Raw genomic sequence first — 26,028 nt, forward strand, 5'->3', positions numbered from 1 at the left:
TCCCGAGCTTTCGCCGTTCCGCACGCGTATCGAGAGGCGCTTGCGATGTTTTTTTTCCGTACGGCGACCAAGCCGTGGGTCCATTGACTGGCCGACCAGCGAATCGGTCGAATGGCGAGCTGACCGATCGCGTCATCGTCTAAGCGGCGAATCACGCGAGCTTCCGCCATTTCGCGCGCGTCTCGATCGACGCTTGCGTGGGTGCTTTCACATAGGCCGATCCATTGGCCTGTCTGGCCGGCCGACGAACCTCTCGATCGAACAGTCGACCGCTCGTGCGAGCGGCTCGGTGTTCAAGCGGTCAACCGGGCAATCGTTCATCAAGCGACCGATGCCGCATCACCCGCGGCTTTTCCGAATCTGTTCCTCGAATTCGACGTCGAGCTTGCTGGTTTTGCGGGGTTTCTCGGGCGAGAGGCCATCGACGAAATCGACGAAGGCCTCGACGGGCAGCGGAGGGCAGAGCTTGGGCGTGTCAGGGTCGTGGCGGTCGATCAGGTAGAACAGGCCGCCAGGCAGACTCACGGCCGCGAAGTCCGGGTGAGCGCTGCGTTTGCGCAGACGCTCGACAGCGTGGATGGCTTTGGTGGAACGCATTAGCTGGAGTCCTTTGCGAAAAACGCGCGTGGGCTTTTGCCAAACGCTCGCCGGAACATGGCCGTAAATGCACTTTGGCTCGTGTATCCGAGTTCGTTCGCGACGTGCGAGAGGGGGAGTCCCTGACTGAGCAGCGGGATCGCGTGGGCGAGCACCGCTTGCTGTCGCCATTCCGAGAAGCTGCTTCCGAGTTCGCTTCGGAACAGCCGCGCGATCGTGCGTACGCTCGCGCCGACGTCGACCGCGAGTTGCTCGAGCGAGTCGCCCGCCGCAGGGTTCGCGATGATCGATTCGCAGAGCGCGCGCAGCCGTTTGTCGCTGGGAAGGGGGACACCGAGCGGCAGGGGTTCGGATCGCATGATTTCATCGAGGATGAGCCTGCCGAGCAGGCGCTCGCGTGCGGGATCGACGGGGGCGCGCGTATCGAGCGCGACGATGAGTTCGCGTAACAGCGGCGAGACTTCGAGCACGCGGCACTGATCGAGCGCGGGCGGGATGACGGATTCGTCGATATAGAGGGTGCGGAGGTAGGCCGGTTCGACAATTTGCGCATCGTGTTCGATGCGGGCCGGGATCCAGATGGCGCGGGACGGCGGCACGATCCAGGTCGTGTCCTGGACTTCGATCCGGATGACGCCTTCGGACGTATAGGCGACTTGCGCCCATGGGTGCTGGTGGTAGCCGAAGGCCGTATCCGCGTCCATGGGACGGCTGCGCACACGGACCGGATGCTCGAGCGTCGGCGCGTAGCGTTCGGGAATGTCGAGATGTGGGGCGTGCGTGGCGGCTTCCATGTTCGTCACTCTACACGCTGTCGCGGGCGTGTAGCATCCTCAGGGACCTGCTGACCTGCTGACCTGCTGACCTGCTGACCTGCTGACCTGCTGACCTGCTGACCCGCTGACCCGCTGACCCGCTGACCCGCTGACCCGCTGACCCGCTGACCCGCTGACCCGCTGACCCGCTGACCCGCTGACCCGCCAGCCCGCTGACCCGCCAGCCCGCCAGCCCGCCAGCCCGCCAACTCGCCAACTCGCCCACCGAGCACCGAGCACCGAGCACCGAGCACCGAGCACCGAGCACCGAGCACCGAGCACCGAGCACCGAGCTGCCGACCGGCTAAGGCGCCGATCTACTAGTCCACCGACCCGTTCACGCCATCTCCTTGCGAGCGACGTGTTCCTCAGCTCGCGACAGCCAACCGCGTATTGCGGCGCGATGACTGTCGAGGACGGATGAAGCAGGCCGCCGCATCGAACAAGGTCCGCCTAGTGCCGTATCGGCCGATACACTTCATCCGTGATCGAGTGAGCTGGCGCCGCGCGAACTTGGCTGGCTTGCCGCTGGGGCGTCAGGGCACACGAAGCCGCATACGACGGAGCGGGCCGACGTCAAGCCCATCGGCGTGGCGGACAGGCGAGTCTGCTCGCCGCGTGTCGACGGGTAGGGCCACGCCGCCCTGGCGCGAATGACGTTTTGACGAGATAGGATCGGACGATGGCCGACATGCTGACTATTTATGTTTTTGTCTATGGAACCTTGCGCGCTGGCGAGTCGAACGACGTCGCACGGGCGGCCGAGGCGCGCGCGATCGCGCAGCCGCGTTTGATCGGCGAGGCGACATTGCGGGGCCATTTATATGATTTCGGTGCGTATCCGGGACTCGTGCGTGACGACACGGCGCAACCCGTGCGTGGTGAGGTCTACGAAATGGTGCAGGCGCTGTTGCCCGTGCTCGACGAAATCGAGGAAGTCTATCCCGGCGAGGTGGGCTTGTTCGTCCGCGAGGTTTGCGAAATCGAGGTCGATGGCCGACGTCTGTCTTGTTTTTATTATCCGATTCACGCCGATCGTGCGACGGGCCTGCCGCGGATCGAGAGCGGCGATTGGGTCGATCACGATCGCGTGCGTCGTGAACGCTCTACGCAATGACTTAGCCCATTCCGGTCCTCAGATTTTGCTCAGCTCACCAGCCTGTCAGGCACCAAGGCACTGAGGCACCGAAGCCACCTGGCTCCCAGGCTCCCAGGCTCCCGACCACCCGACCACCCGACCACCCGACCACCCGATCACCCGACCACCCGATCACCCGATCACCCGATCACCCGATCACCCGATCACCCGATCACCCGATCACCCGATCACCCGACGGGCAGACGAGCCCATCCCGTCTTGTGCCTCGGGTAAGCCGATTAACCTAGCTCAGCGTCGATATGGGTGTCAGTGCGGGCGGACATAGGGCACGGCATCGCGGGCGTGCGGTCGCACGGGGCGGAGTCGTGGCCTATGACCTTCGTCGTGGCCGACGACCGCGAACTCGGGCGGAGGCCCTGTGCACCGAGCTAGCAGCGCCAATATGACATGGCCATCTCGTCAAAACACCCGTTGCCGACAGACGACGGATGTAGTGAAACTCCACGAATTTGTGCGGCGCACTAGACATTCAAGGGAAAACCCTTATAATTCGTTCTTAAGGGAAAACCCTAGACCGCCGGAGCCAGAAAATGCAAATCCTCGTTATCTATCAAGCCATCGTTTCGTACCTCAAGTCGGTTCGTGAAGGTTTCGAAGGCCCGTACCTCCCGATGGATTCGGACTACTCGTACGAAGCCCGTCAACGCGAAGCCGCACGCCGCCGTAACGCGCAAGCGTCCCGTCTGCTCGGTCTCTAATCGCCGTATCGAAATCACGCATATTGGAATGAAGCGCAGTGGCACGTTGTCGTGCCGGATGGCCTTCGTTCGATCCGCGTGAAATCGAAATCGACTCGATCGCGAAGTCGTATCGCGGAGATGTTGCAGCGATATCGGCTCGAAAGCGTGTTCGATTTCCATTGAAAATCAGCGTGGCGTTGTCACGCGCGATTTCAAAAGTCGTTCGGTTGCGACAACCGAATGCATCGCCGTCCTTATCGGACGGTTGTATGAGTTGGATCAGTCCAAAGCGAGCGTCCCATCGGTACGCTACCGCGGCGTCGCGTGAACGCAGGATGGCGCGGCGAAGTCCTGCCGGCGATCGAAATCCGCATTCACGCGCTTAGGCGCTGCGGCTCGGTTTTGTGAAGCGTGACGTATTGCACACCACCGACGTTCGGGGGCTCGCAATGTCTGATGCACGTCGCACCCGCTGAGCGCGTCGTGTCGATGCGTGGCAGGGTGACGCACGAAAACGCATGCATGCGACGTTTCCACGCGCGAAAGCGTGGTTAAGTCCAGTCTGTCGGTTGTCGCCGCGCCACGGTGCGTCGCATATCTTCAGCGCTCGTCCCTTATCCGGAATCGCCGGTCCGCAGTAGATCGGATTGCACTTGCCTCAGCAGCATCTATGCTGCAAGCAGGCGCGTGAATCGCGCTCAGAGGAGGGCGATATGTTCCGGCACATCCTGATTCCGACGGACGGTTCTCATCTATCGCAGCTCGCCATCGACGGTGGGATCGATCTCGCGCAAGCCCTCCGCGCGAACGTCACCGCTTATGCGTGTCTGCCGCCGTATCCCTATACGCCATTTTCCGAAGTTGTTGTCGAACCCCCGGCCGAATACCAGGAACGCGCTGAACTCGAGGCACGCGAGCACTTGCGGACCATCGAATTGGCGTGCGAAGCGGCTGGCGTTCCGTGCACCGCTGTCGTTTCGGTTCACTCGACGCCGTATCAAGGGATCATCGATACGGCCGAAAAATACGGATGCGATCTCATCTTCATGGCTTCTCACGGCCGCCGAGGCTTGAGCGGCTTGTTGATCGGAAGCGAGACTCAGCGTGTGCTGACCCATACGCAGATTCCAGTCATCGTCTACCGTGAGTCGCTGTCGCGAGCGGCTCGGAAAGCACGCGTCGCCAAGATCGAAGCGTCAGGTTAGGGCGCCACGATGCGCGGCGTGATTCGAGTCGGGCCGGGACATAGGCCGCGCGTGCCGGAGTTTCGGAGCGGGACGCCGAGATATGTCGCGTAGTCGGAGCTGAGCCGCGGGGGACGCAGTACATGCTGATCTGCCCGAGCCGCCATGCAAAAAGGCCATGCCCGCGATAACGGACATGGCCTTCTTCCATCCGGGCTCCGCGACTTCGGCGGGCGCCGGTTGCGGACGCGTTCGTTTAGCGAAACGCGCCGCCCTCCCTGATGCAAAACGTCGCGATGCACGACCCTGTGTCGGATCTCGATGCTTCGCGATGCCTCCTCCCTGCCAACTGCCCGACGTGAATGCTGTCGCGACGCAGGCCGCTCAATTGGGCCCCGCGTCGCATACCGATCGCGGTTAAGGTCAAGCGACGCGCTTTTCGGCAACCTGCTTCTCGAAGAACTGTTCGTTCTCCGTCGAGCCGTGGAGCGCTGTCGTCGACGCGTCGCGCTCGACGGTCTGCGTGACGGCATCGAAGTACCCCGTGCCGACTTCGCGCTGATGCTTGACCGCCGTGAAGCCCTTTTCCGCCGCGGCGAATTCGGCCTGCTGGAGCTCGACGAACGCGCTCATCTGATGGCGCGCATAGCCGTGCGCAAGATTGAACATCGAGTAGTTCAAGCTATGGAACCCAGCCAGCGTGATGAACTGGAATTTGTAGCCCATCGCGCCGAGCTCGCGCTGGAATTTCGCAATCGTCGCGTCGTCGAGGTTCTTCTTCCAGTTGAACGACGGCGAGCAGTTGTACGCGAGCATTTTGCCCGGGAACGTGCGATGAATGGCCTCGGCGAATTGCTTTGCGTAAGCAAGGTCCGGCTTGCCCGTTTCACACCAGATCAGATCGGCATACGGCGCGTACGCGAGGCCGCGCGAGATGGCCTGTTGCAGACCCGGACGCGTCCGATAAAAGCCCTCGACCGTGCGTTCGCCCGTGAGAAACGGCTTGTCGTTGTCGTCGATATCCGACGTAATCAGATCGGCCGCTTCGGCGTCCGTCCGCGCGACGACGAGCGTCGACGTACCACTGACGTCGGCCGCAAGCCGCGCGGCGACAAGCTTGGCCACTTGCTCGCGCGTCGGAACGAGCACCTTGCCGCCCATATGACCGCACTTCTTGACCGAGGCGAGCTGATCTTCGAAGTGCACGCCCGCGGCGCCTGCTTCGATCATCGCCTTCATCAGTTCGAACGCGTTGAGCACACCGCCGAAACCGGCTTCCGCGTCGGCGACGATCGGCGCGAAGTAGTCGAGATAACCGTCGTCGCCGGGATTCTTGCCTTCCTGCCACTGGATCTGGTCCGCGCGCGTGAACGTGTTGTTGATTTTCTTGACGACGAGCGGCACGGAGTTCGCGGGGTAGAGCGACTGATCGGGATACATCTCGCCGGCCAGATTCGCATCGCCCGCCACTTGCCAACCCGAGAGATAAATCGCCTTGAGCCCCGCCTTGACCTGCTGCATCGCCTGATTGCCCGTCAGCGCGCCGAGCGCGTTCGTGAACGGCTCGGTGTTGAGCAACTGCCAGAGCTTTTCAGCGCCGCGCTTCGCAAGCGTGTGTTCGATCTGCACGGAACCGCGAAGGCGAACCACGTCGTCGGCGCTATAGCCGCGTTGGATACCCTTCCAGCGCGGATCTTCGTTCCACTGTTGCTGCAGACGTTGGGCTTCTTGTTGACGGGTCATCATGCTCTCCTTGATCAAGTGATGTAGATCGGTGTCCGGTCGCGTCTTCGATGTATCGCGAACTCTTGTATAAGAGTCTATGCGCCGATCCGGATCGACAAGCAGTCGATATCAAGGAGATTGGTGAAAATATTATCTTTTTAAAACAATTAATTACGGTGTTCGTTTCGCGATGTGGAGGGGCCTTCTTTATCGCGCAATATCAAGGTTGTGCCACGCAGCACGATTTTTTGTGCCATAAAAGATCTTTCCGCATTGTGGAATATCCAGGGCGGCCGATATTGCATCCGACATGGCGAGAGCATCGCGCCGAATTCCGTCGCGGATGAATCGCAGGCGACCCTCCCATCGGGCTCGCGTACGCGCCTCCGACAAGCCGCTGCTGAGCGTCCGTTGAGGCTTCAATGCCGCGGGGCATGCGGGCAGCCGGCTATTCGGCTACCCAGGCAGCCAGCCATCCGGCTACCCCGACACCAAGAGACCAAGAGACCAAGAGACCAAGAGACCAAGAGACCAAGGGGCCAAGGGGCCAAGGGGCCCAGACGCTTCCCGCGGACTCTCGAATAAGCTTCCGTGGCGCCCCACATCGTTCACACGCTGGGCGTTCGATCGTCACGCGCGTTGTACGGGCCCAAAGAAAATGGCGCCCGAAGGCGCCATTCGATGGCCGAGGCGAGCGCCTCGGCCGGTGTCGATCAAGTCGGCTCGGCGTTCGACCGTGCCGTACGGCGTATGCCGTTTAGCTTTGGCGCGAATAGCCGCCGCGGCTGCTGCTCCCGTTGCCGCCGCCGTGGCGACGCGGACCGCCGTTCGACGAACGCGGCTTGCCGAAACCGCCGCGGTTGCCGGGACGATGACCCGGACGGCCGCCGTTACCGGCCGGCGGTGCACGGCGCGGCTCGAAGCCCGCGACGACGTTGACCGGCAGAGGCTGACGCGTGAAGCGTTCGATCCGCTTGACGGCCTGGAACTCGGCGTGATGCACGAGGCTCACGGCCGTACCCGTACGGCCCGCACGACCCGTGCGGCCGATCCGGTGCACGTAGTCTTCGGCGAACTTCGGCAGATCGTAATTGAACACGTGCGTGATGCCCGGCACGTCGATCCCGCGCGCCGCGACGTCCGTCGCCACGAGCACGCGAACCTTGCGCTCGCGCAGCGCACGCAGCGTCCGATTGCGCGCACCTTGCGGCAGATCGCCGTGCAGCGCGGCCGACGCGAAACCCGCGTCGGACAGACGGCCGGCGAGCTGGTCGGCTTCGCTCTTCGTCGCCGTGAACACGATCGCTTGATCGAGGCCCTGGTCCGAGAGCAGGTGCTCAAGCAGACGATCCTTGTGCGCGCGGTCGTCGACCCAATGGATCGACTGTGTGATGTTGGCCGGCGTGCCGACGGCGCGCGTGATCTCGATCCGCTCGGGATTGCGCAGCAGGCGCTCGGTCAGCGAGCCGATCTTGCCGTCGAGCGTCGCGGAAAACAGCATCGTCTGACGATCGGCAGGCGTTTGCGCCACGATGGCTTCGATGTCGTCGACGAAACCCATGTCGAGCATGCGGTCGGCTTCGTCGAGCACGAGCATCTGAAGATACGACAGGTCGATCTTGCCGCGTTCGAGATGATCGAGCAGACGGCCCGGCGTCGCGACGAGAATCTCGGGATTCTTCGACAGCAATTCGAGCTGCTGGCGATACGGCACGCCGCCCAGGATGCTCACGCAACGCAGGCGACGCAGATGACGGCCGTACGTCGCGGCCGCCGTCGAGACCTGCATCGCGAGTTCACGCGTCGGCGTGAGCACGAGCAGATTCGGACGCGCAGGCTGGGGCGCCGGGCGGCGCGGGCGGCCGTCGGGATAGGTGCCGGCGCTTTGCGCGGGCATCTGTCCGGCGCGCTTGACGCCGTTGCGCTGGTTTTCAGCAAAACGCTCGATGGCCGGCAGCATGAACGCCGCGGTCTTGCCCGAGCCCGTCGGGCTCGAGACGAGCAGGTCACGGCCCGCGAGCGCGGCCGGAATCGCACGCGCTTGGACCTGCGTCGGTGCGAGGTAACCCGTCGCGGTCAGCGCCGACACGATGTCGGACGACAGGCCGAGATCGGCGAATGTCGGTCCGCTCGCGGGCGCGGGCGCAGCTTCGACTGCCGCAGCGGCGCGTTCATCTTCGCCAAATGCCATTGCAGCAATCGAATTCAGGGGGGAGAGATCTTGAGTCATCAACAGCTTCCAGATAGATCAGCGACTAGCGCAAAAAGGGCGTCGGCGCCAATCGATACCCAGCCGCGCGTCGATCTTCAAATCGACACGGCACGGGCACCCCCGCGATCGGCGATCAAGCCTCGCGGAGAAGATCTAGAACCTGTAACGGATGCACAACGGCGCGGAGAACCGCAAAGACCGTCGCCAGCACATGTGTCCGGATGGACCATCAGACCGCACTCGGTGCAGCCTGCGCTGGGGCAGGAAGGGACAGTTTCTAAGGATTGGAGCAAAACGCGATGTCGCGAGAGACGTCATCACCCGTCGAGGGCAGGTCGTCTACAGCGCGGAGCGAATTGTACCGTGCTTTGCTGCGTCGCGCCATCCGCCAGACGGTTAATTTTTCTTTGCGCACCCAGGTGCATCCGTGTGCGCGGGGGCGGGCAGACGTGCGCGACGCGGGCGATTGCACGAGATTGCGGCGTCGCGGCGATCGCGGTTATTCGGCGCCGGCTTTCAGCGATTCGACGAGTTCGACGTATTGCGTCTTCGCCGTGTCCTGCGACGTTCCCTTCAGCGCGGCCCAGGCGTCGTGCTTATAACGTCCGACGATATCGGTGAGCCCGGGCTTGTCGCCGCCCGCGTCGCCTTCGGTCGCCTGCTTGAACAGCGCGTACAGGCGCAGCAAGGTCAGGTTGCCGGGCCGCTCGCTGAGCTTCGTCACATCGGTCTGGGCTTGTTCGAATTGGGATTGCAGTTCGCTCATCGTCATTTCCAGTGGGGGCAGGATCGAAATCGCGATCGATGGTAGCAAGCCGAATCGGCGCCCGGGTGGAGCGAACCTTCCAAACGCGCCGCGCGGGCGGGGCAGGCGGAGGATCGCCGGGCGCGGACGCCGCGCTCGGACTGGCGTGATTTCTGCGTGCCCGGCATTCGGGTCAATCGGTTCGGGCATTACAATAGCCGCCATGAAACGCACGATCCTGCTTGCCCTCGATACCTCGACCGAATTCTGTTCCGTGGCGCTCGGCGTCGCGCCGCATCGCGACGCGACGGCGTTTTCGAGTGTCCACGTCCGCCATGAGGCGACCGGCTCGGTGTCCAGCACGCGTCTGTTGCCGGCCGTGGGCGAGGTGCTCGACGAAGCCGGCGTGATGCTCGCCGATTGCGACGCCATCGCATTCGGCGCGGGGCCGGGCTCGTTTACCGGCTTGCGGACCGCGACGGGGGCGGCGCAGGGGCTCGCATTCGGCGCCGCGCGCCCGGTCATCCCGGTCAGCACGCTGATGGCGTGCGCCGAAGCGGCGCGGACACGCGATACGGGCGCCGCATGCGTGCTCGTCGCGATGGATGCGCGCATGGACGAGGCGTATTGGGCGATCTACGCGTGGTCCGACGACGACGGCGACTGGCGTGTCGTTTCGGCGCCTGCGCTCGCGCGCGCCGATGCGATCGTCGCGCCCGACACGCGCTTCACGCTTGCCGGCAATGCCTATGCCGCGTTCGGCGCGCGGCTCGGCGCCGCGGCGCAGGCCGCATCGATTGACGCCGAGGCGCTGCCGCATGCGGCGTCGATCGCGTCGATCGCGCTGCGTGCGTGGCGGCGCGGCGCCGCAATCGATCCCGCGCTCGCCGCACCCGAATATATTCGTGACAAAGTGGCGCAAACCACGGCCGAGCGCGAGGCGGCCCGAGCGGAGTCCACGTGAGCGCAGACCTGAGCTACCGATACGTCTCGAGAATGACGCCGGCCGACCTCGCCGAGGTCTCGGCGGTCGAGGCCGTCGCCTATGAATTCCCCTGGACGCGCGGCAACTTCGAAGACGCGCTGCGCAACGGCTATCTCGGCCTGTGCATGCGCGACGTCCAGGGCGTACTGATCGGATATTGCGTGCTGATGCCTGTCGTCGACGAAATGCATTTGTTGAACCTCTGTGTGGCGCCCGCATCGCAGGGACGCGGCGTCGGGCTCGCGCTGCTTCAGGAAGCGGTCCGCGTGACGCGGACCGAGAAGCTGTTCAGCATGCTGCTCGAAGTCCGGCCTTCGAACCAGCGCGCGGTGCGGCTTTACGAGCGGTTTGGTTTCGTCGCGATCGGGCGTCGGCGGAACTACTACCCGGCCGCGCAACGCAAACGCGAAGACGCGATCGTCATGCGCCTGACGTTCCCACAGGAGACGAGCCATGTCGCTGCCTGATTCGTTGCTCGACGAGCTCGGTCTCGCGCCGTTGTGGGTGCGGCGCGAGCGTGGGGCGACGCTCGAGCGCGCATCCGCGGGGGATCCCGTCGCGGTGCCACGCGCCCCCGCGATCGAGGCGCGCGGCGCGGCGATCGAGCCGTCCGAGATGCCCGCGCGAGTGCCGGACCGCCCGGTGATCGAGCCCGAGACGCACGCGCGCTTCGCCGAGGAACCCGTGGCATCCGAGGCCATCGAATCGACGGCTTCGACGGCTTCGACGGCTTCGACGGCTTCGACGGCTTCGACGGCTTCGACAGGTTCAGCGGCTTCCGCGGGTTCGGCGGAGGACGGCGAAGCCGTGCCGAACGCACGCGATTTCGAAACCGATTCGCCCGCGCGCGAGTCGCGCGCCGACGCGTTCGACGCGGCCGAGTCCGGCGTGCTCGAACGCGTGCACGTATCCGATCTCGACTTCACGGCGCTCAAGGCACGCGTGACGGCGTGCACGGCGTGCCGTCTCTGCGAGAAGCGCACGCAAACCGTATTCGGGGTCGGCGACGAGCATGCCGATTGGATGATCGTCGGCGAAGCGCCCGGCGAGAACGAAGACCGTCTCGGCGAACCGTTCGTCGGCCAGGCGGGCAAGCTCCTCGACAATATGCTGCGCGCGCTCGGTCTCGACCGCGCGCACAACGTCTATATCGCGAACGTGATCAAATGCCGTCCGCCCGGCAATCGCGATCCGCAGCCCGACGAAGTCGCGCAATGCGAGCCGTTCCTCAAGCGTCAGGTCGCGCTGGTCCAGCCCAAGGTCATCGTCGCGCTCGGCCGGTTCGCGGCCAAGACGTTGCTCAAGACCGACGCGACGATTTCGTCGATGCGCGGCCGTGTTCACACGTATGAAGGCGTGCCGGTCATCGTCAGCTATCACCCGGCCTATCTATTGCGCAGCCTGCCCGAGAAGAGCAAGGCATGGACCGATCTCTGCCTCGCGCAAGCGACCTATCGCAACGTGCTCGACTGAGCCACGCGTCGGCGCTCGCCGACGCGTTGACCCGTCTACGCGATCCGTGCGTGCGCGATCTGGCGTGGCTGCTGTTCGCGCCGCGTGTGCTGTGCGCCACGGCGTTCGGCTCGCTGCTCGCGCCGCCTGTCGACGAGCCCGCGACGCTTGTTCACGCACTCCATGCGCTCGATATCGATCCGTCGCCGCTCCATGCGAGCCTCGCGCCGCTGACGACGCGGCGTGTCGGCCACTATGCCGAACGTCTCGTGCACTATGCGCTGACGCATCTGTCGGCCTATACGCTGATCGCCGCGAACCTGCCGCTGCGCGTGCAGAAGCAGACAGTCGGCGAGTGCGATTTTTTGCTCGAAGATCCCGCGGGTCTGCGCTTGCACTGGGAACTCGCGGTCAAATGCTATCTGCGCGTGGACGTCGAGGATCTCGCCGATCCCCTTGCCGCTTTGGTCGGGCCGGCACTCGGCGATCGGCTCGACATCAAGCTTGCGCGGCTGCTCGAACATCAACTGCCGCTCACGGCGCGCGAGGACTATGCGGCGTTGCTGCCGCGCGGTCCGTGGCATGCGCAGATGTGGGTCAGCGGCTGGCTGTTCGATCGCTTCGATCATTGGCGCGCGCATCGCGCGATGGATATCGATCCGCGACTCGCGCGCGATGTGCCGACGGGTTTCTGGACATCGGTCGCGCGCTGGCCCGAACTCGCGGATGCGATCGGCGCGCACGCGTGGACGCGCTTGCCGCGTCTGCGATGGATCGCGCCGCTCGCGGAGCCCGACTCGACATGGTGCGATGCGGCGACCCTGACGCAGCGGATCGCCGACGCGTTTCCGGAGCACGAACCAGACGCGATCGCGCCGACCGATACCGGTCGCGCGGGGCCGGCCGACACAGTCCAACACATCGATGCAACACCGGCGGCAGTGCGTTCAAGACCACGCGACGATCCGTTTGCCATCGCGGCCTGGAAGCGCGATCCCGACGGCCGCTGGCGTGAGTGCGCGCGGGGCTTTATCGTCGCCGACGATTGGGAGAATCGCGCGCGCGCTTTTGCGGCGTCCGCGGGCGTGTCGTCTTAAGTCGTCGTGTCGATGGCGGCGCTGATTTTATTGACTTTCAGCGGTGAAAGTCTGATCGGCGAGGTCGTTTGGAAATCCGGGTCGACCGATCCTCATGCCGAAATCCGTCGAAAACCCGTGTTTATTCGAATGGGCTTGAATTGAGCTTGAATGGGGCTTGAATGGGGCGTGGAGCGGACGTAAAGCGGACGTAAAGCGGGTTCCCGGCGGGTTTTAAGTCGCGCACCATGCGCGCATCGGCGTTGTTTTATCGAATTCGATATTCGTGTTCGAATTTCGAAAAATCGGTTTTTCGCACCCGCACCATATCGACATTCAGCCGGCGCGGATTGCGTAGTGATTTTCGACTGTCTGTGATGATGCGCGCACGCGCGTCATGACGTGAACATCGAGACCGGACAAGCGGAACGCATCAGTCCCTCCACGCGAACGCGAACAAACGCAGACGAACGCACTCGGCGCCGCCGACGCGGCTCACCACCAGCGATGAAAATGGTGCACGGGGCCGATGCCTGTGCCGACGCTGAGCCGGTCGGCCTGTTCGAGCGCGCCGACGAGGTAGTCCTTCGCGCCGCGCACGGCTTCCTCGACATTGCCGGTGCGCGGGATCAGCGCGGCGATTGCGGCCGACAGCGTGCATCCGGTTCCGTGCGTATGGCGCGTGGCGACGCGTCGCGCGCTGATGCGCGTCTCGCCGTTCGCGTCGAACAGCCAGTCGGGGCTTTCGTCGCCGCCGAGATGACCGCCCTTGATCAGCACGCCGTTCGCGCCGAGCGCGCGCAAGGCGCTCGCCTGACGACGCATCGCGTCCTCGTCGCGGGCTTCGGGCTCGCCGAGCAGCGCGGCGGCTTCGGGCAGATTCGGCGTGATGAGCGTGGCGAGCGGCAACAGTTCGTCGCGCAGCGCGGCCACGGCGTCGGGCAGGAGCAGCGCGTGTCCGCTCTTCGAAATCATGACGGTGTCGAGCACGACGTAGCGGGGCTGATATCGGCGCAGCGCCGCCGCGACGGCGCGCACGATCTCGGCGTTCGCGAGCATGCCGAGCTTGACGGCATCGATGCGCAGGTCGCCGAACACCGCGTCGAGCTGCGCGGTCATGAATGCAGCCGGCGGCGCATGGACCGCGGTCACGCCATGCGTGTTCTGCGCAGTCAGCGCGGTGATGGCCGAGGCGCCGAATGCGCCGAGCGCAGAGAAGGCCTTGAGATCGGCCTGAATGCCCGCGCCGCCTCCGGAATCGGAGCCTGCAATGGTCAGAACGTTCGGAATCACGGCGTGGGTCGTCAAGCGAGTGGCTGCGGAAGGAGCGCGCGAAACGCAAGCGGTTTCACGCGCGACGATTAGCGGAATTCGTCGCCGAGCAGCGACAATGCGTCGCCTTGGCGCTGGTTGTGGCGATGCAGCCGCATGATCAGTCCCATCGTGATCATCACGAACAGACTGAACAGCACGATGACGATCGTCACGGAGACATTGAGCCGCACGAGCAGCGTATAGAGGCAGAGCATCACGAGGATCGACAGATTCTCGTTGAAGTTCTGGACCGCGATCGAGTGTCCGGCCGACAGCAGCAGATGGCCGCGGTGCTGGAGCAGCGCGTTCATCGGCACGACAAAGAAGCCCGACAGCGCGCCGATGAAGGTCAGGAACGCATAGGCGATCAGCATGTAGACGGGTTCGCTGAAACGGCCGATATGCACGACCCACTCGGGCGGGAACAGATCCTTGCTGTAAAACGCCATGAGCATGACGGCCGCGCCCATCACGACGCCCGCGGGCAGCACCGTCAACGAACGCTTGAGCGGTACCTTGGCCGCCGCGACGACGGCGCCGATCGCGACGCCGACCGCGACGAACGCCTGCAGCACGGTGCCTTCGGACAGCGAGAGGCCGAGCGAGCTCTTGGCCCATTCGAGCACGATGAATTGCAGCGTCGCGCCGGCGCCCCATAGCAGCGTCGTGACCGCGAGCGAGATCTGTCCGAGACGGTCGCGCCAGAGCGCGTTGAAACAATCGGCAAAGTCCGAGATCAGCCGCATCGGACCATGTTGCTGGCGCGGATAGCGCGCGCCGGTGTCGGGGATCCCGAGATTGAACAGCGCGGCGATCACGTACATCCCCGTGATCACGATGATCGCGGCATGCGCGGGCGTGAAGCCCTCGGGCAGATGCGGCAGCAGCAGCCGATGCGCGACGTGCGGACTGATGAGTGCGCCGCCGCATACGGTGCCGAGAATGATCGAACTCACGGTCGTGCCTTCGATCCAGCTATTCGCGGCGACGAGGCGTTCGGGCGGCAGCAGCTCGGTCAGAATGCCGTATTTGGCGGGCGAGTAGGCCGCGGCGCCGAACCCGACGATGCCATAGGCGATCAGCGGATGCGCGCCCGCGAGCATCGTCAGGCAGCCGACGACTTTGATCGTGTTCGTCAGGAACATCACGCGTCCCTTCGGCCGCGAGTCGGCGAAGGCGCCGACGAAGGCGGCGAGCACGACGTAGGACAGCACGAAGAACAGCTTCAGCAGCGGAGTCATCCACTGCGGGGACTGCAGATCCAACAGAAGCGCAATCGCGGCGATGAGCAACGCATTGTCGGCGAGCGAGGAAAAAAACTGCGCCGCCATAATGGTGTAAAAGCCTTTTTTCATCCTGTGCGTGTGCGATCCACGGGGGCCGGCGTTCGGTCTCCACCGGCAAGCGGCATATCCTGTCCGGAAGGGTTGTGTGCCCGGCTTTATAACATGAAAATAGAGAAGTTCCGACTAGCGAAAGCCTTTAATTCATAAGCCGTTCATGCCGCGTCCAATCTCCGCCACCGTCCATACCGCCGCGCTCGCGAACAATCTTGCCGTCGTGCGCCGTTTCGCTCCCCGCTCGAAAGTCTGGGCCGTCGTGAAGGCCAATGCCTATGGCCACGGTCTGGCGCGCGCGTTCCCGGGTTTGCGCGCGACGGACGGCTTCGGCTTGCTCGATCTTGACGAGGCGGTGCGGCTGCGCGAACTCGGCTGGGCCGGACCGATCCTGCTGCTCGAAGGCTTTTTCAAGCCGTCGGATCTCGATATCGTCGATCGATACAGCCTGACGACGACCGTGCATTGCGACGAGCAACTGCGGATGATCGAGCTGGCGCGGCTCTCGCGTCCGCTCAATGTCCAGCTCAAGATGAATACGGGCATGAACCGCCTCGGCTATACGCCCGACAAATACCGCGTCGCGTGGGAACGCGCGCGCAGTTCGACGGGCGTCGGGCAGATCGTCCTGATGACGCATTTCTCGGATGCCGACGGCGAACGCGGCGTCGAACACCAGGTCGCGGCTTTCGAGCGCGGCGCCGACGGCATCGCGGGCATGCGCAGTCTCGCGAACTCGGCCGCGACGCTCTGGCATCCGGCGACTCATTTCGACTGGGTTCGACCCGGCATCATGCTCTATGGCGGATCGCCGACGGGCGTGCACGCCGATATCGCGACATCGGGACTGCAGGCGACGATGACGCTGAGCACCGAGATCATCGCGACGCAGATGCTCGGCTCGGGCGATACCGTCGGCTATGGCTCGCGTTTCACGGCCGAAGGGCCGATGCGTATCGGCGTCATCGCGTGCGGCTACGCCGACGGTTATCCGCGTCATGCGCGCACGGGCACGCCGGTCGCCGTCAACGGCGTGCGCACGCGCACGATCGGCCGCGTGTCGATGGACATGATCGCCGTCGATCTGACGCCGGTTCCCGATGCGGGCATCGGCGCGCATGTCGAACTATGGGGTCCGACCATTTCGATCGACGACGTCGCCGCGGCAAGCGAGACGATCGGCTATGAACTCATGTGCGCGGTGACCACGCGCGTGCCGGTCCGCGCGGACTGACGCGCGCGCCGACAGGACACGACGAACACAACGAATACAACGCACTCGAAGACGAACAAAGACACAGTCGATGGCCAAGAGCAAGACCGTTTATGTCTGCAGCGCCTGTGGCGCGCAGTCCGCGAAGTGGTCGGGGCAATGCGCCTCGTGCAATGAATGGAACACGATCGTCGAGACGGTTGCCGAAGCGGCGTCGAGCGGACACCGGTTCCAATCGCTCGCCCAGCGTTCGCCCGTACGCATGCTCGGACAGATCGAGGCGGCCGACGTGCCGCGCTTTACGACGGGCATCGGCGAATTCGACCGCGTGCTCGGCGGCGGTCTCGTGCCCGGCGGGGTCGTGCTGATCGGCGGCGATCCGGGGATCGGCAAATCGACGTTGCTGCTCCAGTCGCTCGCCGCGATGGCGCGCGATCGAAAGGCGCTCTACGTGAGCGGCGAGGAGTCGGGCGCGCAGATCGCGCTGCGCGCGCAGCGGCTGGGCCTGACCGAGGCGGCATCGGGCGCGTCGGAACTGGCCTTGCTCGCCGAAATCCAGCTCGAACGCATTCAGGCGACGATCGACGCCGAACGTCCCGAGATTGCCGTCATCGATTCGATCCAGACGGTCTATTCGGATGCGCTGACGTCGGCGCCGGGTTCGGTCGCCCAGGTCCGCGAATGCGCGGCGCAACTCACGCGCATCGCCAAACAACTCGGCGTGACGATCATCATGGTCGGCCATGTGACGAAGGAGGGCGCGCTCGCCGGACCGCGCGTGCTCGAACACATCGTCGATACCGTGCTGTATTTCGAAGGCGACACGCACTCGTCATATCGGCTCGTGCGCGCGATCAAGAACCGCTTCGGCGCCGTCAATGAACTCGGCGTGTTCGCGATGACCGACAAGGGACTGCGCGGCGTCGCGAATCCGTCGGCCTTGTTCCTGTCGCAGCACGAGCAGCAGGTCGCGGGCTCGTGCGTGCTCGTCACGCAGGAGGGCACGCGGCCCTTGCTCGTCGAAGTCCAGGCGCTCGTCGACGCGGCGCAGGTGCCGAATCCGCGCCGGCTCGCGGTCGGTCTCGAACAGAACCGGCTTGCGATGTTGCTCGCGGTCCTGCATCGGCACGCGGGGATCGGGTGCTTCGATCAGGACGTGTTCCTCAACGCGGTCGGCGGCGTCAAGATCGCCGAGCCCGCGGCGGATCTCGCGGTCCTGCTCGCGATCCATTCGTCGATGCGCAACAAGCCCTTGCCGAAGGGGCTCGTCGTATTCGGCGAAGTCGGTCTCGCGGGCGAAATCCGGCCATCGCCGCGCGGACAGGAGCGTCTCAAGGAAGCCGCCAAGCTCGGCTTCAGCGCGGCATTGATTCCGAAGGCGAACGCGCCGAAGCAGCCGATCGACGGGCTCAACGTCGTCGCGGTCGACCGCATCGAGCAGGCAATCGACCGTGTTCGCGAACTCGAATAAGCCCCTCAGCCCGCGCCGAGCGCTTCGAGTTGCTCCTGCGTGTCGAGCCAGTCGGCTTCGACCTGCGCAAGCTTCGCGCTGACGTCGGCCTGCTTGCGCAAGGCCTCGGTCAGTTCCGCCTTGCGCGCGGCCTCGTAGCTGGCCGGATCGGCGACAAAGGCGTCGAGGCGCGTTTTCTCGTCGTTGAGCGTGTCGAGTTCGGCTTCGAGCTTCTTGATCTTGTTTTGCAGGGGCTTGCGCTGCTGCGCGAGCTTTTGCCGTGCCTCGGCCTCGAGGCGCTTCTGTTCCTTGCGGTCGACGACGCTCGATGCGCCGCCGGCCGATCCGTCCGCGTCGCCCGCCGCGTTTCCGCTCGCGGCCTGCGCGCGCTGGTTCGCCGCATGCTCGAGCAGCCAGTCCCGATAATCGTCGAGATCGCCGTCGAAGGGTTGGAGCGCGTGGTGCGCGACAAGCAGGAACTGATCGGTCGTCGCGCGCAACAGATGCCGATCGTGCGAGACGACGATCAGCGTGCCTTCGAACTGGGCGAGCGCCATCGTCAAGGCATGACGCGTTTCGAGATCGAGGTGGTTCGTCGGCTCGTCGAGCAGCAGCAGATTCGGCTTCTGCCAGATGATCAGGGCGAGCGCGAGACGCGCCTTTTCGCCGCCCGAAAACGGCGCGATCGGCGCGCTCGCCATGTCGCCGCGGAAATTGAAGCTGCCGAGGAAGTCGCGCAGTTCCTGTTCGCGGACGTCGGGAGACAGGCGCGCGAGATGCGCGAGCGGCGAATCGTCGGGACGCAGCGTTTCGACCTGATGTTGCGCGAAATAGCCGATCTGAAGTCCCTTGCCGGTGCGGACCGTGCCCGACAGCGCGGGCAGCACGCCCGCGAGCGTCTTGATCAGCGTGGATTTCCCCTGGCCGTTTGCGCCGAGCAGGCCGATGCGCTGCCCGTTTTGCACCGAGAGCGTCACCTTGTCGACGATCACGATATCGCCGGGCCGCGTGTCGGGCTGCCGGCGATCGGCGTGCGTCGCGCTTTGCGCGCCGCCGCCGCCGCCGCCGTGACCGTCGGCATGGACGGTCGCGTCCTCGGTGCCTTCGGGCTCGCCCGAAGGGCCGCCGGGACGGTACCCGCATTGCACGCGATCGAGCGTGAGCATCGGATTCGGCGCGGCATCGGGCGCGCGAAATTCGAACGTGAACGGCGACGCGACGTGCGCGGGTGCGATCAATTCCATGCGTTCGAGGGCCTTGACGCGGCTTTGCGCCTGACGGGCCTTCGTGGCCTGGGCCTTGAAGCGGTCGACGAAGCTTTGCAGATGCGCGATCGAGCGTTGCTGTTTCTCGTAGGCGTTTTGCTGGAGCGCGAGTTGCTGCGCGCGCAGGATCTCGAACTGTGTGTAATTGCCGCCGTAACGTTTGACCTGCTGGTTCTCGATGTGCAGCGTGACGTTGCAGACCGCATCGAGGAACTCGCGATCGTGCGAGATCACGACGAGCGTGCCCGGATACCGCCGCAGCCAGTCTTCGAGCCAGACGATCGCGTCGAGGTCGAGGTGGTTCGTCGGTTCGTCGAGCAGCAGCAGATCGGACGGGCACATGAGCGCCTGCGCGAGGTTCAGGCGCATGCGCCATCCGCCCGAAAACGAGGCGACGCTCGCGCGCGTTTGTTCGAGCGTGAACCCGAGACCGAGCAAGAGCGCTTCGGCGCGCGCGGGCGCGGTGTAGCCGTCGGCGTCGGCGAACGCGGCGTGCGCCTCGGCCTCGGCATGGCCGTCGTGCGCGGCCGAGGCCGCGGCGATGCGCGTTTGCGCGTCGCGCAGCACGGTGTCGCCGTCGAGCGTGTAGTCGAGCGCGCTGCGTTCGACAGCCGGTGTGTCCTGCGCGACATGCGCGACGCGCCATGTCGGCGGAAACTGCAGATCCCCCGCATCGGGATGCAACTGATCGCGCAGCATCGCGAACAGCGTCGATTTGCCGGCGCCGTTCGCGCCGACGAGTCCGGCCTTTTCCGCGGGATTCAGCGTAAAGCTGGCGTTGTCGAACAGCGGCTTCGTGCCGCGTGCGAGGGAAACCTGATTGAACCGGATCACGACGTCTAGGAGAATGCGAAAACCGCTATTGTAGGGGCTTCGCGAACCCTCACCGACCAGGACGCATCGATGGATCCAATCTACTCGTTTTCCGCCACGGCGCTCGACGGCACGCCGATCGACTTCGAACGCTATCGCGGCAAGGTGCTGCTCATCGTCAATACCGCGAGCGAATGCGGCTTCACGCCGCAATACGAGGGTTTGCAGAAGCTTCATGAGAAATACGGCGCGCGCGGCCTTGAAGTGCTCGGCTTTCCGTGCAATCAGTTCGGCAAGCAGGAACCCGGCGACGCCGAGCAGATCGGGGCGTTCTGCGAGAAGAACTTCGGCGTCACGTTCCAGATGTTCGACAAGATCGACGTCAACGGCGACGCGGCGCATCCGCTCTATGCGTATCTGAAGGATCAGGCGCCCGGCGTGCTCGGCACCGAGGCGATCAAGTGGAACTTCACGAAGTTTCTCGTCGATCGCAGCGGCAAGGTCAGCGAGCGCTATGCGCCGATGACGAAGCCCGACGCGCTCGAGCGCGATATCGAGGCGATACTCTGAGGCGCTAAGGCGCTAAGGCGCTAAGGCGCTAAGGCGCTAAGGCGCTAAGGCGCTAAGGCGCTAAGGACCCAGGACGCAGCGCGGCCGTTCGCTAAAGGATCGGCGAGAAGAGCCGCGCGATCGTCATCGTCAGACGACGCCACGCGGGCGCGCGCGTGTATTCGGACGCGTCGATCTCGAAGCAGTGCGCGAAATCCTCGACGAGCATCGCTTCGACCTTGCCCGCGAAATCGCGATCGACGGCGAGCACGATCATTTCGAAGTTGAGCCGGAACGAGCGATTGTCGAGATTCGCCGTGCCGACCGAAGCCGCGCGATCGTCGATCAGCATGACTTTCTGATGAAGGAAGCCCGGCCGGTAGCGATAGATCCGGATGCCGGCCTTGAGCGCATCGTGCGCATGCCGCGTCGACGCTTCGAAGACGACGAAGTGGTCGCGGCGCGACGGAATCATGATCCGGACGTCGACGCCGCGCATGACGGCCAGCCGCAGCGCGGCGAACACCGCTTCGTCGGGAATCAGATACGGCGTCGTGATCCAGACGCGATGCCGTGCCGCGTTGATCGCCTCGACAAAGAACAGCGACGCCGTTTCCTGCCGGTCGGCGGGGCCCGTCGCGATGACCTGGCATCGCACGTCCGGCGTGCCGGGCCGGCGCCCGGGCACGCGCGGATCGCCCGGCCTGAAAGGATGGAGCAGCTCGGGCGGCTCAAGCGGCGGCACGGGCGGCGGCAACGGCACGACATCGAGCGCCTGGTCGAGGTCGTTCGTTTCGTCCGCGGCGTGCGCGCCGGATTGAGGCGCCGGCGCGTCGTGTCGGGTCTCGCTTACCGCAGCGTGTCCCTCGGCGGGCGACGCCTGCGCTTGCGGCACGATCTGCGCGCCCGATTGCAGCGCGACGTCGCGGCCCGGCTCGACGCCTTCGTCGAGCGCGAGATCGCTGAGCGCGACATCGCGCGCGATCGTCGGATCGACGCTCGCCCATGCTTCGCGGGCGTCGCCGGCCTGGGCATCGGCGCTCGGTACGCGAAAGTCGGGCAGCCGCTGCGTGACCCAGTACCAGTCTTCGAGAAAAGCGAACTGTACGTTCGCGACGATGGGGCCGCGCAGTTCGAGATGCGTGTCGCGCCATGGCGAGAGCCGCGGCTTCTCGCCGAGATATTCGACGCCGACGTTCAAGCCGCCGACGTACGCACGCTGCCCGTCGACGACAACGATCTTGCGGTGATTGCGGAAGTTGAGCTGAAACCGATTGATGAACTTGCGCGTCGCGAACGCGCGGATCTCGACGCCGCCTGCGTGCAGACGCTCGACGTAGCTGCGCGGCAGATCGTACGAGCCGATGCCGTCATAGAGAAAGTAGACCTTGACGCCGGCCGCCGCGCGCGCAAGCAGCCGGTCGCGCAGCGCGCGTCCGAGCGCATCGTCGCGCACGATAAAGAACTGGATCGCGATGAAGTGCTGCGCCGAGTCGATGGCGTCGAAGATCGCATCGAAGGTCGCGCGGCCGTTCACGAGCAGCCGCAGCGCATTGCCCGCGACGAACGGCATATCCGCAAGATAGGTCAGCGCGCGCGTCGTGTTCGCGCCGAGCTGCGCGGCCGCGTAGCCGCCGTCGTCCATATGGCGCGACGCATGTGCGCCGCGCGTCTGCGTGCGCATGCGCTGGTTGCCGAGGCGCCGCGCGTCGACATACCCCGCAAACCGGCTGCTGCCCAGAAACAGATACGGGATGACCGTCAGATAAGGCATCGCGATCAAGGCGACCGCCCAGGCGATCGCACCTTGCGACGTGCGCGTGTTCGCGACCGCGTGAAACGCCATCGCGACCCCGAGCAGATGCGCGAGCGCGATCAGCGAACCGACATGCAGCGCATCGAGCGGGATCCAGTGGGCGAACACGATAGGCGCCTCGCGCTCCGCGTCAGTCCGGCAGGTCGGCCGCGCGAAGCAGGAACACGCTGTCGTCGCCCGCGCTCGTCGTGAGCCAGTTCAGTTCGAGACCGCCGAAGGCGGCTTCGACATGGTCGCGTTCGTTGCCGATCTCGACCACGAGCACACCGTCGGGCGACAGCCATCGTTTGGCGTGCGCGATGATGCGCTGGACGATCGTCATGCCGTCGGCGCCGCCGGCGAGCGCGATCTCGGGCTCGTGGCGGTATTCGGGCGGCAGGGCATCCATCGACGCCTGGTTCACGTACGGCGGGTTCGTGATGATCACGTCGTACTGACGCTCGGGCAGCGGCTCGTAGAGATCGCCTTCGAACAGCGCGATCCGGTCGTCGAGCTGATAGTCGCTGACGTTGCGATGGGCGACTTCGAGCGCCGCGTGCGAAATGTCGACCGCATCGACATCGGCGTTCTCGAACGCCGCGGCCGACAGGATCGCGAGACATCCCGAGCCCGTGCAGAGTTCGAGCACGGCCGTGACCTGATCGGGATCGTCGACCCACGGCGTGAGCCGGTCCTGGAGCAGTTCGCCGATCAGCGAGCGCGGCACGATGACGCGCTCGTCGACATAGAAGCGAAAGCCGTGCATCCAGGCCTCGTGCGTCAGATAAGCGGCGGGCATGCGCTCGGTCGCGCGGCGTTCGATCAGATTCAGGATCGACGCGATCTCATCGTCCATCAGTCGCGCGTCGAGGAAGGGATCGAGCGTGTCGAGCGGCAGATGCAGCGTATGGAGGATCAGATACGCGGCTTCGTCGTACGCGTTGGTCGTGCCGTGGCCGAAGAAGATCTCGGCCTGATTGAAGCGCGACGTCGCGTAGCGAAGCAGGTCGCGCACGGTCGAAAACGGATGGGACGGGTTCGTCATGGCACTCTCGTTGGGCTGGGGCGACTACGCGACGAGCTTTTCGAGCACACGCCGGTAAATATTCTTCAGGGGGTCGATGAACGCGACTTCGACATGTTCGTCGATCTTGTGAATCGTTGCATTCGGCGGACCGAATTCGATGACCTGCGGGCAGATCTTCGCGATGAAGCGGCCGTCCGACGTGCCGCCCGTCGTCGAGAGTTCGGTTTCGACGCCGACCTCGTCGCGGATCGCGTCGCCGAGCGCGGTCGAGAGTTCACCGCGCGGCGTGAGGAACGGTTCGCCGCCGAGCGTCCAGTCGAGGTCGTAGTCGAAGCCGTGCGCGTCGAGTATCGTCTGCACGCGCTGCTTGAGACTCGCGACGGTGCTCGCCGTCGAGAAGCGGAAGTTGAAGTCGATCGTCGCGGTGCCGGGGATCACGTTCGTCGCGCCGGTCCCGGCGTGGATATTCGACATCTGCCAGCTCGTCGGCGGGAAATATTCATTGCCCTGGTCCCACTCGACACGCGCGAGATCGGCGAGCGCGGGCGCGGCGAGGTGAATCGGATTGCGCGCGAGATGCGGGTACGCGATATGGCCCTGGATGCCCTTGACGACGAGCTTGCCCGATAGCGAGCCGCGGCGGCCGTTCTTGACCATGTCGCCGAGCGTGTCGACCGACGTCGGTTCGCCGACGACGCAGTAGTCGAGCCGCTCGCCGCGCGCCTTCAGCGCTTCGACGACCTTCACCGTGCCGTCGGTCGCGGGGCCTTCCTCGTCGCTCGTGAGCAGCAGCGCGATCGAGCCCGCATGGTCGGGATGCGCGGCGAGGAATTCCTCGCTCGCGACGACAAAGCCCGCGAGCGAGGTCTTCATGTCGGCCGCGCCGCGGCCGTAAAGCTTGCCGTCGCGATGCGTCGGCACGAACGGCGCCGATTGCCAGGCGTCGACCGGGCCGGTCGGCACGACGTCGGTGTGGCCCGCGAACACGAGCAGCTTGCCCTCGCGACCCGCCGTGCCGCGCTTGACGGCCCAGAGATTCGTGACGTCGCGGGAGACGATCGTTTCGCAAGCGAAGCCCGCGGCTTCAAGGCGACGCACGATGATCGCCTGGCAGTCGACGTCGTCGGGGGTGACCGATGCGCGGGCGATCAGGTGTTCGGTAAGGGCAAGCGTGGCGGACATGGTCAATCGAGTGAGGTCAGAACAGGGACGCGTAGACGTCCGGCGAGAAGCCGACGGCCTTGACGGCGCCGTCGACGACGAGCACGGGGCGCTTGATGACCGACGGATGCTCGATCATGACCGCGACGGCGCCGGCCGGCTCGCTCGCGCGATCCTTGGCGGCGTCGGGCAGGCCGCGCCACGTCGTGCCGCGCCGGTTCAGCAGCGTGTCGAGCGGGACGTCGCGCAACCAGCGTTCGAGCGTCGGCGCGTCGATGCCGGTTTTCTTGTAGTCGTGGAACGCGAAGTCGATGCCGTGGGATTCGAGCCAGACGCGCGCCTTCTTGACGGTGTCGCAGTTCGGAATCCCATGCACGACGATGCGTGCCTCGGAGGCGCTCGCCGCGTGCGCGGCGGATCGGACGGCACGCGTCGCGGCCATCGCTCAGTCGCCCCGCAGCAGTTCGTTGAGGCCGGTCTTCGCGCGCGTTTGTGCATCGACCTTCTTGACGATGATCGCCGCGTAGAGGCTGTACTTGCCGTCCTTGCTCGGCAGGCTGCCCGCGACGACGACCGAACCCGGCGGCACGCGGCCGTAGTGGATCTCGCCCGTTTCGCGGTCGTAGATCTTCGTGCTTTGACCGAGGAACACGCCCATCGAAATCACCGAGTTTTCACCGACGATCACGCCTTCGACGACTTCGGAGCGCGCGCCGATAAAGCAGTTGTCTTCGATGATGACGGGGTTGGCCTGCAGCGGCTCGAGCACGCCGCCGATGCCGACGCCGCCCGACAGGTGGACGTTCTTGCCGATCTGCGCGCACGAGCCGACGGTGGCCCAGGTATCGACCATCGTGCCTTCGTCGACATAGGCGCCGATGTTCGTGAACGAAGGCATCAGCACGACGTTGCGGCCGATGAATGAGCCGCGGCGCGCGATCGCGGGCGGCACGACGCGAAAGCCGCCCGCGGCGAAGTCGGCTTCGGTGTACGACGCGAACTTGCTCGGCACCTTGTCGTAGAACTGCGAATAGCCGCCGGCCGGCATCGCTTCGTTGTCTTCGAGACGGAACGACAGCAGCACGGCCTTCTTGACCCATTGATTGACGACCCAGTCGCCGTCCTTCTTTTCGGCCGTGCGCAGCGTGCCCTTGTCGAGTTCTGCGATCACATGCGAGACGGCTTCGCGGATTTCGCCGGGCGCGGCCTTCGGCGACAGTTCGGCGCGGTTGTCCCACGCATGGTCGATGATCGTTTGCAGTTGTTGTTGCGACATGAGTTCGGCCTGGTGTGTTGAAAAAAGGGTTCAGCAGGGTGAGGCGGCGATGCCGGAGCGGCGATGCGCCGCACGGCAAGCCTGATGCAAGGGCGTATTCGAGTCTGTGCCCGCGCCCGCCGCCGGGCGGGGATCCGCCGTCGCGCGCACGGGCTCATGTTTCCGGTGATGCGGCGGCTCGTGCGCCGAGCCATGCGC

22 protein-coding genes and 3 pseudogenes are annotated in these 26,028 nt (G+C 65.0%); 11 read left to right on the forward strand and 14 right to left on the reverse strand.

From position 1 onward, the window contains the following. Window positions 1-339 precede the first annotated feature (339 nt). Window positions 340-597, reverse strand: a complete 258-nt coding sequence (locus D7S86_RS13275) for a hypothetical protein (protein ID WP_121087181.1) — start codon at window positions 595-597, stop codon at window positions 340-342. Further along, window positions 597-1,391 carry an AraC family transcriptional regulator gene (locus D7S86_RS13280; protein ID WP_121087183.1) on the reverse strand — a complete coding sequence of 265 codons (795 nt, stop codon included), beginning with the start codon at window positions 1,389-1,391 and terminating at the stop codon, window positions 597-599. The genes D7S86_RS13275 and D7S86_RS13280 overlap by 1 nt, the downstream gene beginning before the upstream one ends. Window positions 1,392-2,103: 712 nt before the next feature. Between D7S86_RS13280 and D7S86_RS13290 the strand changes: the two genes are divergently transcribed. From D7S86_RS13290 to D7S86_RS13295, 3 genes and pseudogenes are all read left to right on the forward strand, one after another. Next, window positions 2,104-2,529, forward strand: a complete 426-nt coding sequence (locus tag D7S86_RS13290) for a gamma-glutamylcyclotransferase family protein (RefSeq protein ID WP_121087569.1) — start codon at window positions 2,104-2,106, stop codon at window positions 2,527-2,529. Between the two features lie 572 nt (window positions 2,530-3,101). Continuing rightward, window positions 3,102-3,269 carry a hypothetical protein gene (locus D7S86_RS29525; RefSeq protein WP_158601943.1) on the forward strand — a complete coding sequence of 56 codons (168 nt, stop codon included), beginning with the start codon at window positions 3,102-3,104 and terminating at the stop codon, window positions 3,267-3,269. Window positions 3,270-3,964: 695 nt separating this feature from the next. Then, window positions 3,965-4,396 (forward strand): annotated as a pseudogene (locus tag D7S86_RS13295) (universal stress protein); the annotation flags it as partial. 462 nt (window positions 4,397-4,858) lie between these two features. On the opposite strand, the gene aceA reads toward D7S86_RS13295, so the two are convergent. Further along, window positions 4,859-6,178, reverse strand: a complete 1,320-nt coding sequence (gene aceA / locus D7S86_RS13300; protein ID WP_121087570.1) for an isocitrate lyase — start codon at window positions 6,176-6,178, stop codon at window positions 4,859-4,861. 50 nt (window positions 6,179-6,228) lie between these two features. Between aceA and D7S86_RS29100 the strand changes: the two genes are divergently transcribed. Continuing rightward, window positions 6,229-6,507 (forward strand): hypothetical protein, encoded by a 279-nt coding sequence (locus D7S86_RS29100; RefSeq protein ID WP_147432320.1) that lies wholly within the window; start codon window positions 6,229-6,231, stop codon window positions 6,505-6,507. Between the two features lie 410 nt (window positions 6,508-6,917). On the opposite strand, the gene D7S86_RS13305 is transcribed toward D7S86_RS29100, so the two are convergent. Further along, entirely contained in the window at window positions 6,918-8,351 is a 1,434-nt protein-coding gene (locus tag D7S86_RS13305; protein ID WP_420813240.1) for a DEAD/DEAH box helicase, read from the reverse strand. Between the two features lie 520 nt (window positions 8,352-8,871). After that, a complete protein-coding gene (locus D7S86_RS13310) occupies window positions 8,872-9,138 on the reverse strand; it encodes an acyl-CoA-binding protein (RefSeq protein WP_121087571.1) in 267 nt (88 codons plus the stop codon). A 193-nt stretch (window positions 9,139-9,331) separates the two neighbouring features. Between D7S86_RS13310 and tsaB the strand changes: the two genes are divergently transcribed. The 4 genes from tsaB to D7S86_RS13330 are packed head-to-tail and all read left to right on the forward strand — an operon-like array spanning window position 9,332 to window position 12,651. Then, entirely contained in the window at window positions 9,332-10,081 is a 750-nt protein-coding gene (tsaB, locus tag D7S86_RS13315) for a tRNA (adenosine(37)-N6)-threonylcarbamoyltransferase complex dimerization subunit type 1 TsaB (RefSeq protein WP_166444129.1), read from the forward strand. Between the two features lie 32 nt (window positions 10,082-10,113). After that, window positions 10,114-10,569, forward strand: coding sequence for a ribosomal protein S18-alanine N-acetyltransferase (gene rimI, locus D7S86_RS13320; protein WP_121087193.1), 456 nt, complete (start codon window positions 10,114-10,116; stop codon window positions 10,567-10,569). Beyond that, window positions 10,556-11,575: a uracil-DNA glycosylase gene (locus D7S86_RS13325; RefSeq protein WP_121087194.1), complete on the forward strand. Its 1,020-nt coding sequence runs from the start codon at window positions 10,556-10,558 to the stop codon at window positions 11,573-11,575. Before rimI ends, D7S86_RS13325 begins: the two co-directional genes overlap by 14 nt. Then, window positions 11,524-12,651 carry a DUF1853 family protein gene (locus D7S86_RS13330; RefSeq protein ID WP_121087196.1) on the forward strand — a complete coding sequence of 376 codons (1,128 nt, stop codon included), beginning with the start codon at window positions 11,524-11,526 and terminating at the stop codon, window positions 12,649-12,651. Before D7S86_RS13325 ends, D7S86_RS13330 begins: the two co-directional genes overlap by 52 nt. A 474-nt stretch (window positions 12,652-13,125) precedes the next feature. Here the strand turns inward: D7S86_RS13330 and thiD are convergent, their stop codons facing one another. Both thiD and lplT read right to left on the reverse strand, forming a co-directional pair. Further along, window positions 13,126-13,938: a bifunctional hydroxymethylpyrimidine kinase/phosphomethylpyrimidine kinase gene (thiD, locus tag D7S86_RS29105; protein WP_240648129.1), complete on the reverse strand. Its 813-nt coding sequence runs from the start codon at window positions 13,936-13,938 to the stop codon at window positions 13,126-13,128. Window positions 13,939-13,991: 53 nt separating this feature from the next. Further along, a complete protein-coding gene (lplT, locus tag D7S86_RS29110; RefSeq protein WP_147432321.1) occupies window positions 13,992-15,299 on the reverse strand; it encodes a lysophospholipid transporter LplT in 1,308 nt (435 codons plus the stop codon). 145 nt (window positions 15,300-15,444) lie between these two features. On the opposite strand from lplT, the gene alr reads away from it, so the two are divergent. Continuing rightward, window positions 15,445-16,515 (forward strand): alanine racemase, encoded by a 1,071-nt coding sequence (alr, locus tag D7S86_RS13340; protein ID WP_121087198.1) that lies wholly within the window; start codon window positions 15,445-15,447, stop codon window positions 16,513-16,515. 70 nt (window positions 16,516-16,585) lie between these two features. Beyond that, on the forward strand, window positions 16,586-17,965 hold the full coding sequence (radA, locus tag D7S86_RS13345; protein ID WP_121087200.1) for a DNA repair protein RadA: 1,380 nt from the start codon (window positions 16,586-16,588) through the stop codon (window positions 17,963-17,965). Window positions 17,966-17,970: 5 nt separating this feature from the next. Here the strand turns inward: radA and D7S86_RS30675 are convergent, their stop codons facing one another. Continuing rightward, a complete protein-coding gene (locus D7S86_RS30675) occupies window positions 17,971-20,043 on the reverse strand; it encodes an ATP-binding cassette domain-containing protein (protein ID WP_240648131.1) in 2,073 nt (690 codons plus the stop codon). Window positions 20,044-20,112: 69 nt separating this feature from the next. Between D7S86_RS30675 and D7S86_RS13355 the strand changes: the two genes are divergently transcribed. Continuing rightward, on the forward strand, window positions 20,113-20,592 hold the full coding sequence (locus D7S86_RS13355; protein WP_121087202.1) for a glutathione peroxidase: 480 nt from the start codon (window positions 20,113-20,115) through the stop codon (window positions 20,590-20,592). A gap of 91 nt (window positions 20,593-20,683) precedes the next feature. Here the strand turns inward: D7S86_RS13355 and D7S86_RS30505 are convergent. The 6 genes and pseudogenes from D7S86_RS30505 to dapD all read right to left on the reverse strand — a co-directional run. Next, window positions 20,684-21,217 (reverse strand): annotated as a pseudogene (locus D7S86_RS30505) (phospholipase D-like domain-containing protein); the annotation flags it as partial. A 372-nt stretch (window positions 21,218-21,589) separates the two neighbouring features. Beyond that, a pseudogene (locus D7S86_RS30515) lies at window positions 21,590-22,480 on the reverse strand (phospholipase D-like domain-containing protein); the annotation flags it as partial. A gap of 37 nt (window positions 22,481-22,517) precedes the next feature. Next, window positions 22,518-23,411: a 50S ribosomal protein L3 N(5)-glutamine methyltransferase gene (gene prmB / locus D7S86_RS13370; RefSeq protein WP_121087204.1), complete on the reverse strand. Its 894-nt coding sequence runs from the start codon at window positions 23,409-23,411 to the stop codon at window positions 22,518-22,520. 24 nt (window positions 23,412-23,435) lie between these two features. Next, the gene (dapE, locus tag D7S86_RS13375) at window positions 23,436-24,575 is read right to left on the reverse strand and encodes a succinyl-diaminopimelate desuccinylase (protein WP_121087206.1); all 1,140 of its coding nucleotides are present in this window, start codon (window positions 24,573-24,575) and stop codon (window positions 23,436-23,438) included. Between the two features lie 16 nt (window positions 24,576-24,591). After that, a complete protein-coding gene (locus tag D7S86_RS13380; protein ID WP_121087208.1) occupies window positions 24,592-24,996 on the reverse strand; it encodes an arsenate reductase in 405 nt (134 codons plus the stop codon). Between the two features lie 3 nt (window positions 24,997-24,999). Beyond that, window positions 25,000-25,830, reverse strand: a complete 831-nt coding sequence (gene dapD / locus D7S86_RS13385; protein WP_121087210.1) for a 2,3,4,5-tetrahydropyridine-2,6-dicarboxylate N-succinyltransferase — start codon at window positions 25,828-25,830, stop codon at window positions 25,000-25,002. Window positions 25,831-26,028: the final 198 nt, after the last annotated feature.

Origin of the sequence: Pararobbsia silviterrae (assembly GCF_003628125.1) — a bacterium.
In the GTDB taxonomy this organism is placed as follows: Bacteria; Pseudomonadota; Gammaproteobacteria; order Burkholderiales; family Burkholderiaceae; genus Pararobbsia; species Pararobbsia silviterrae.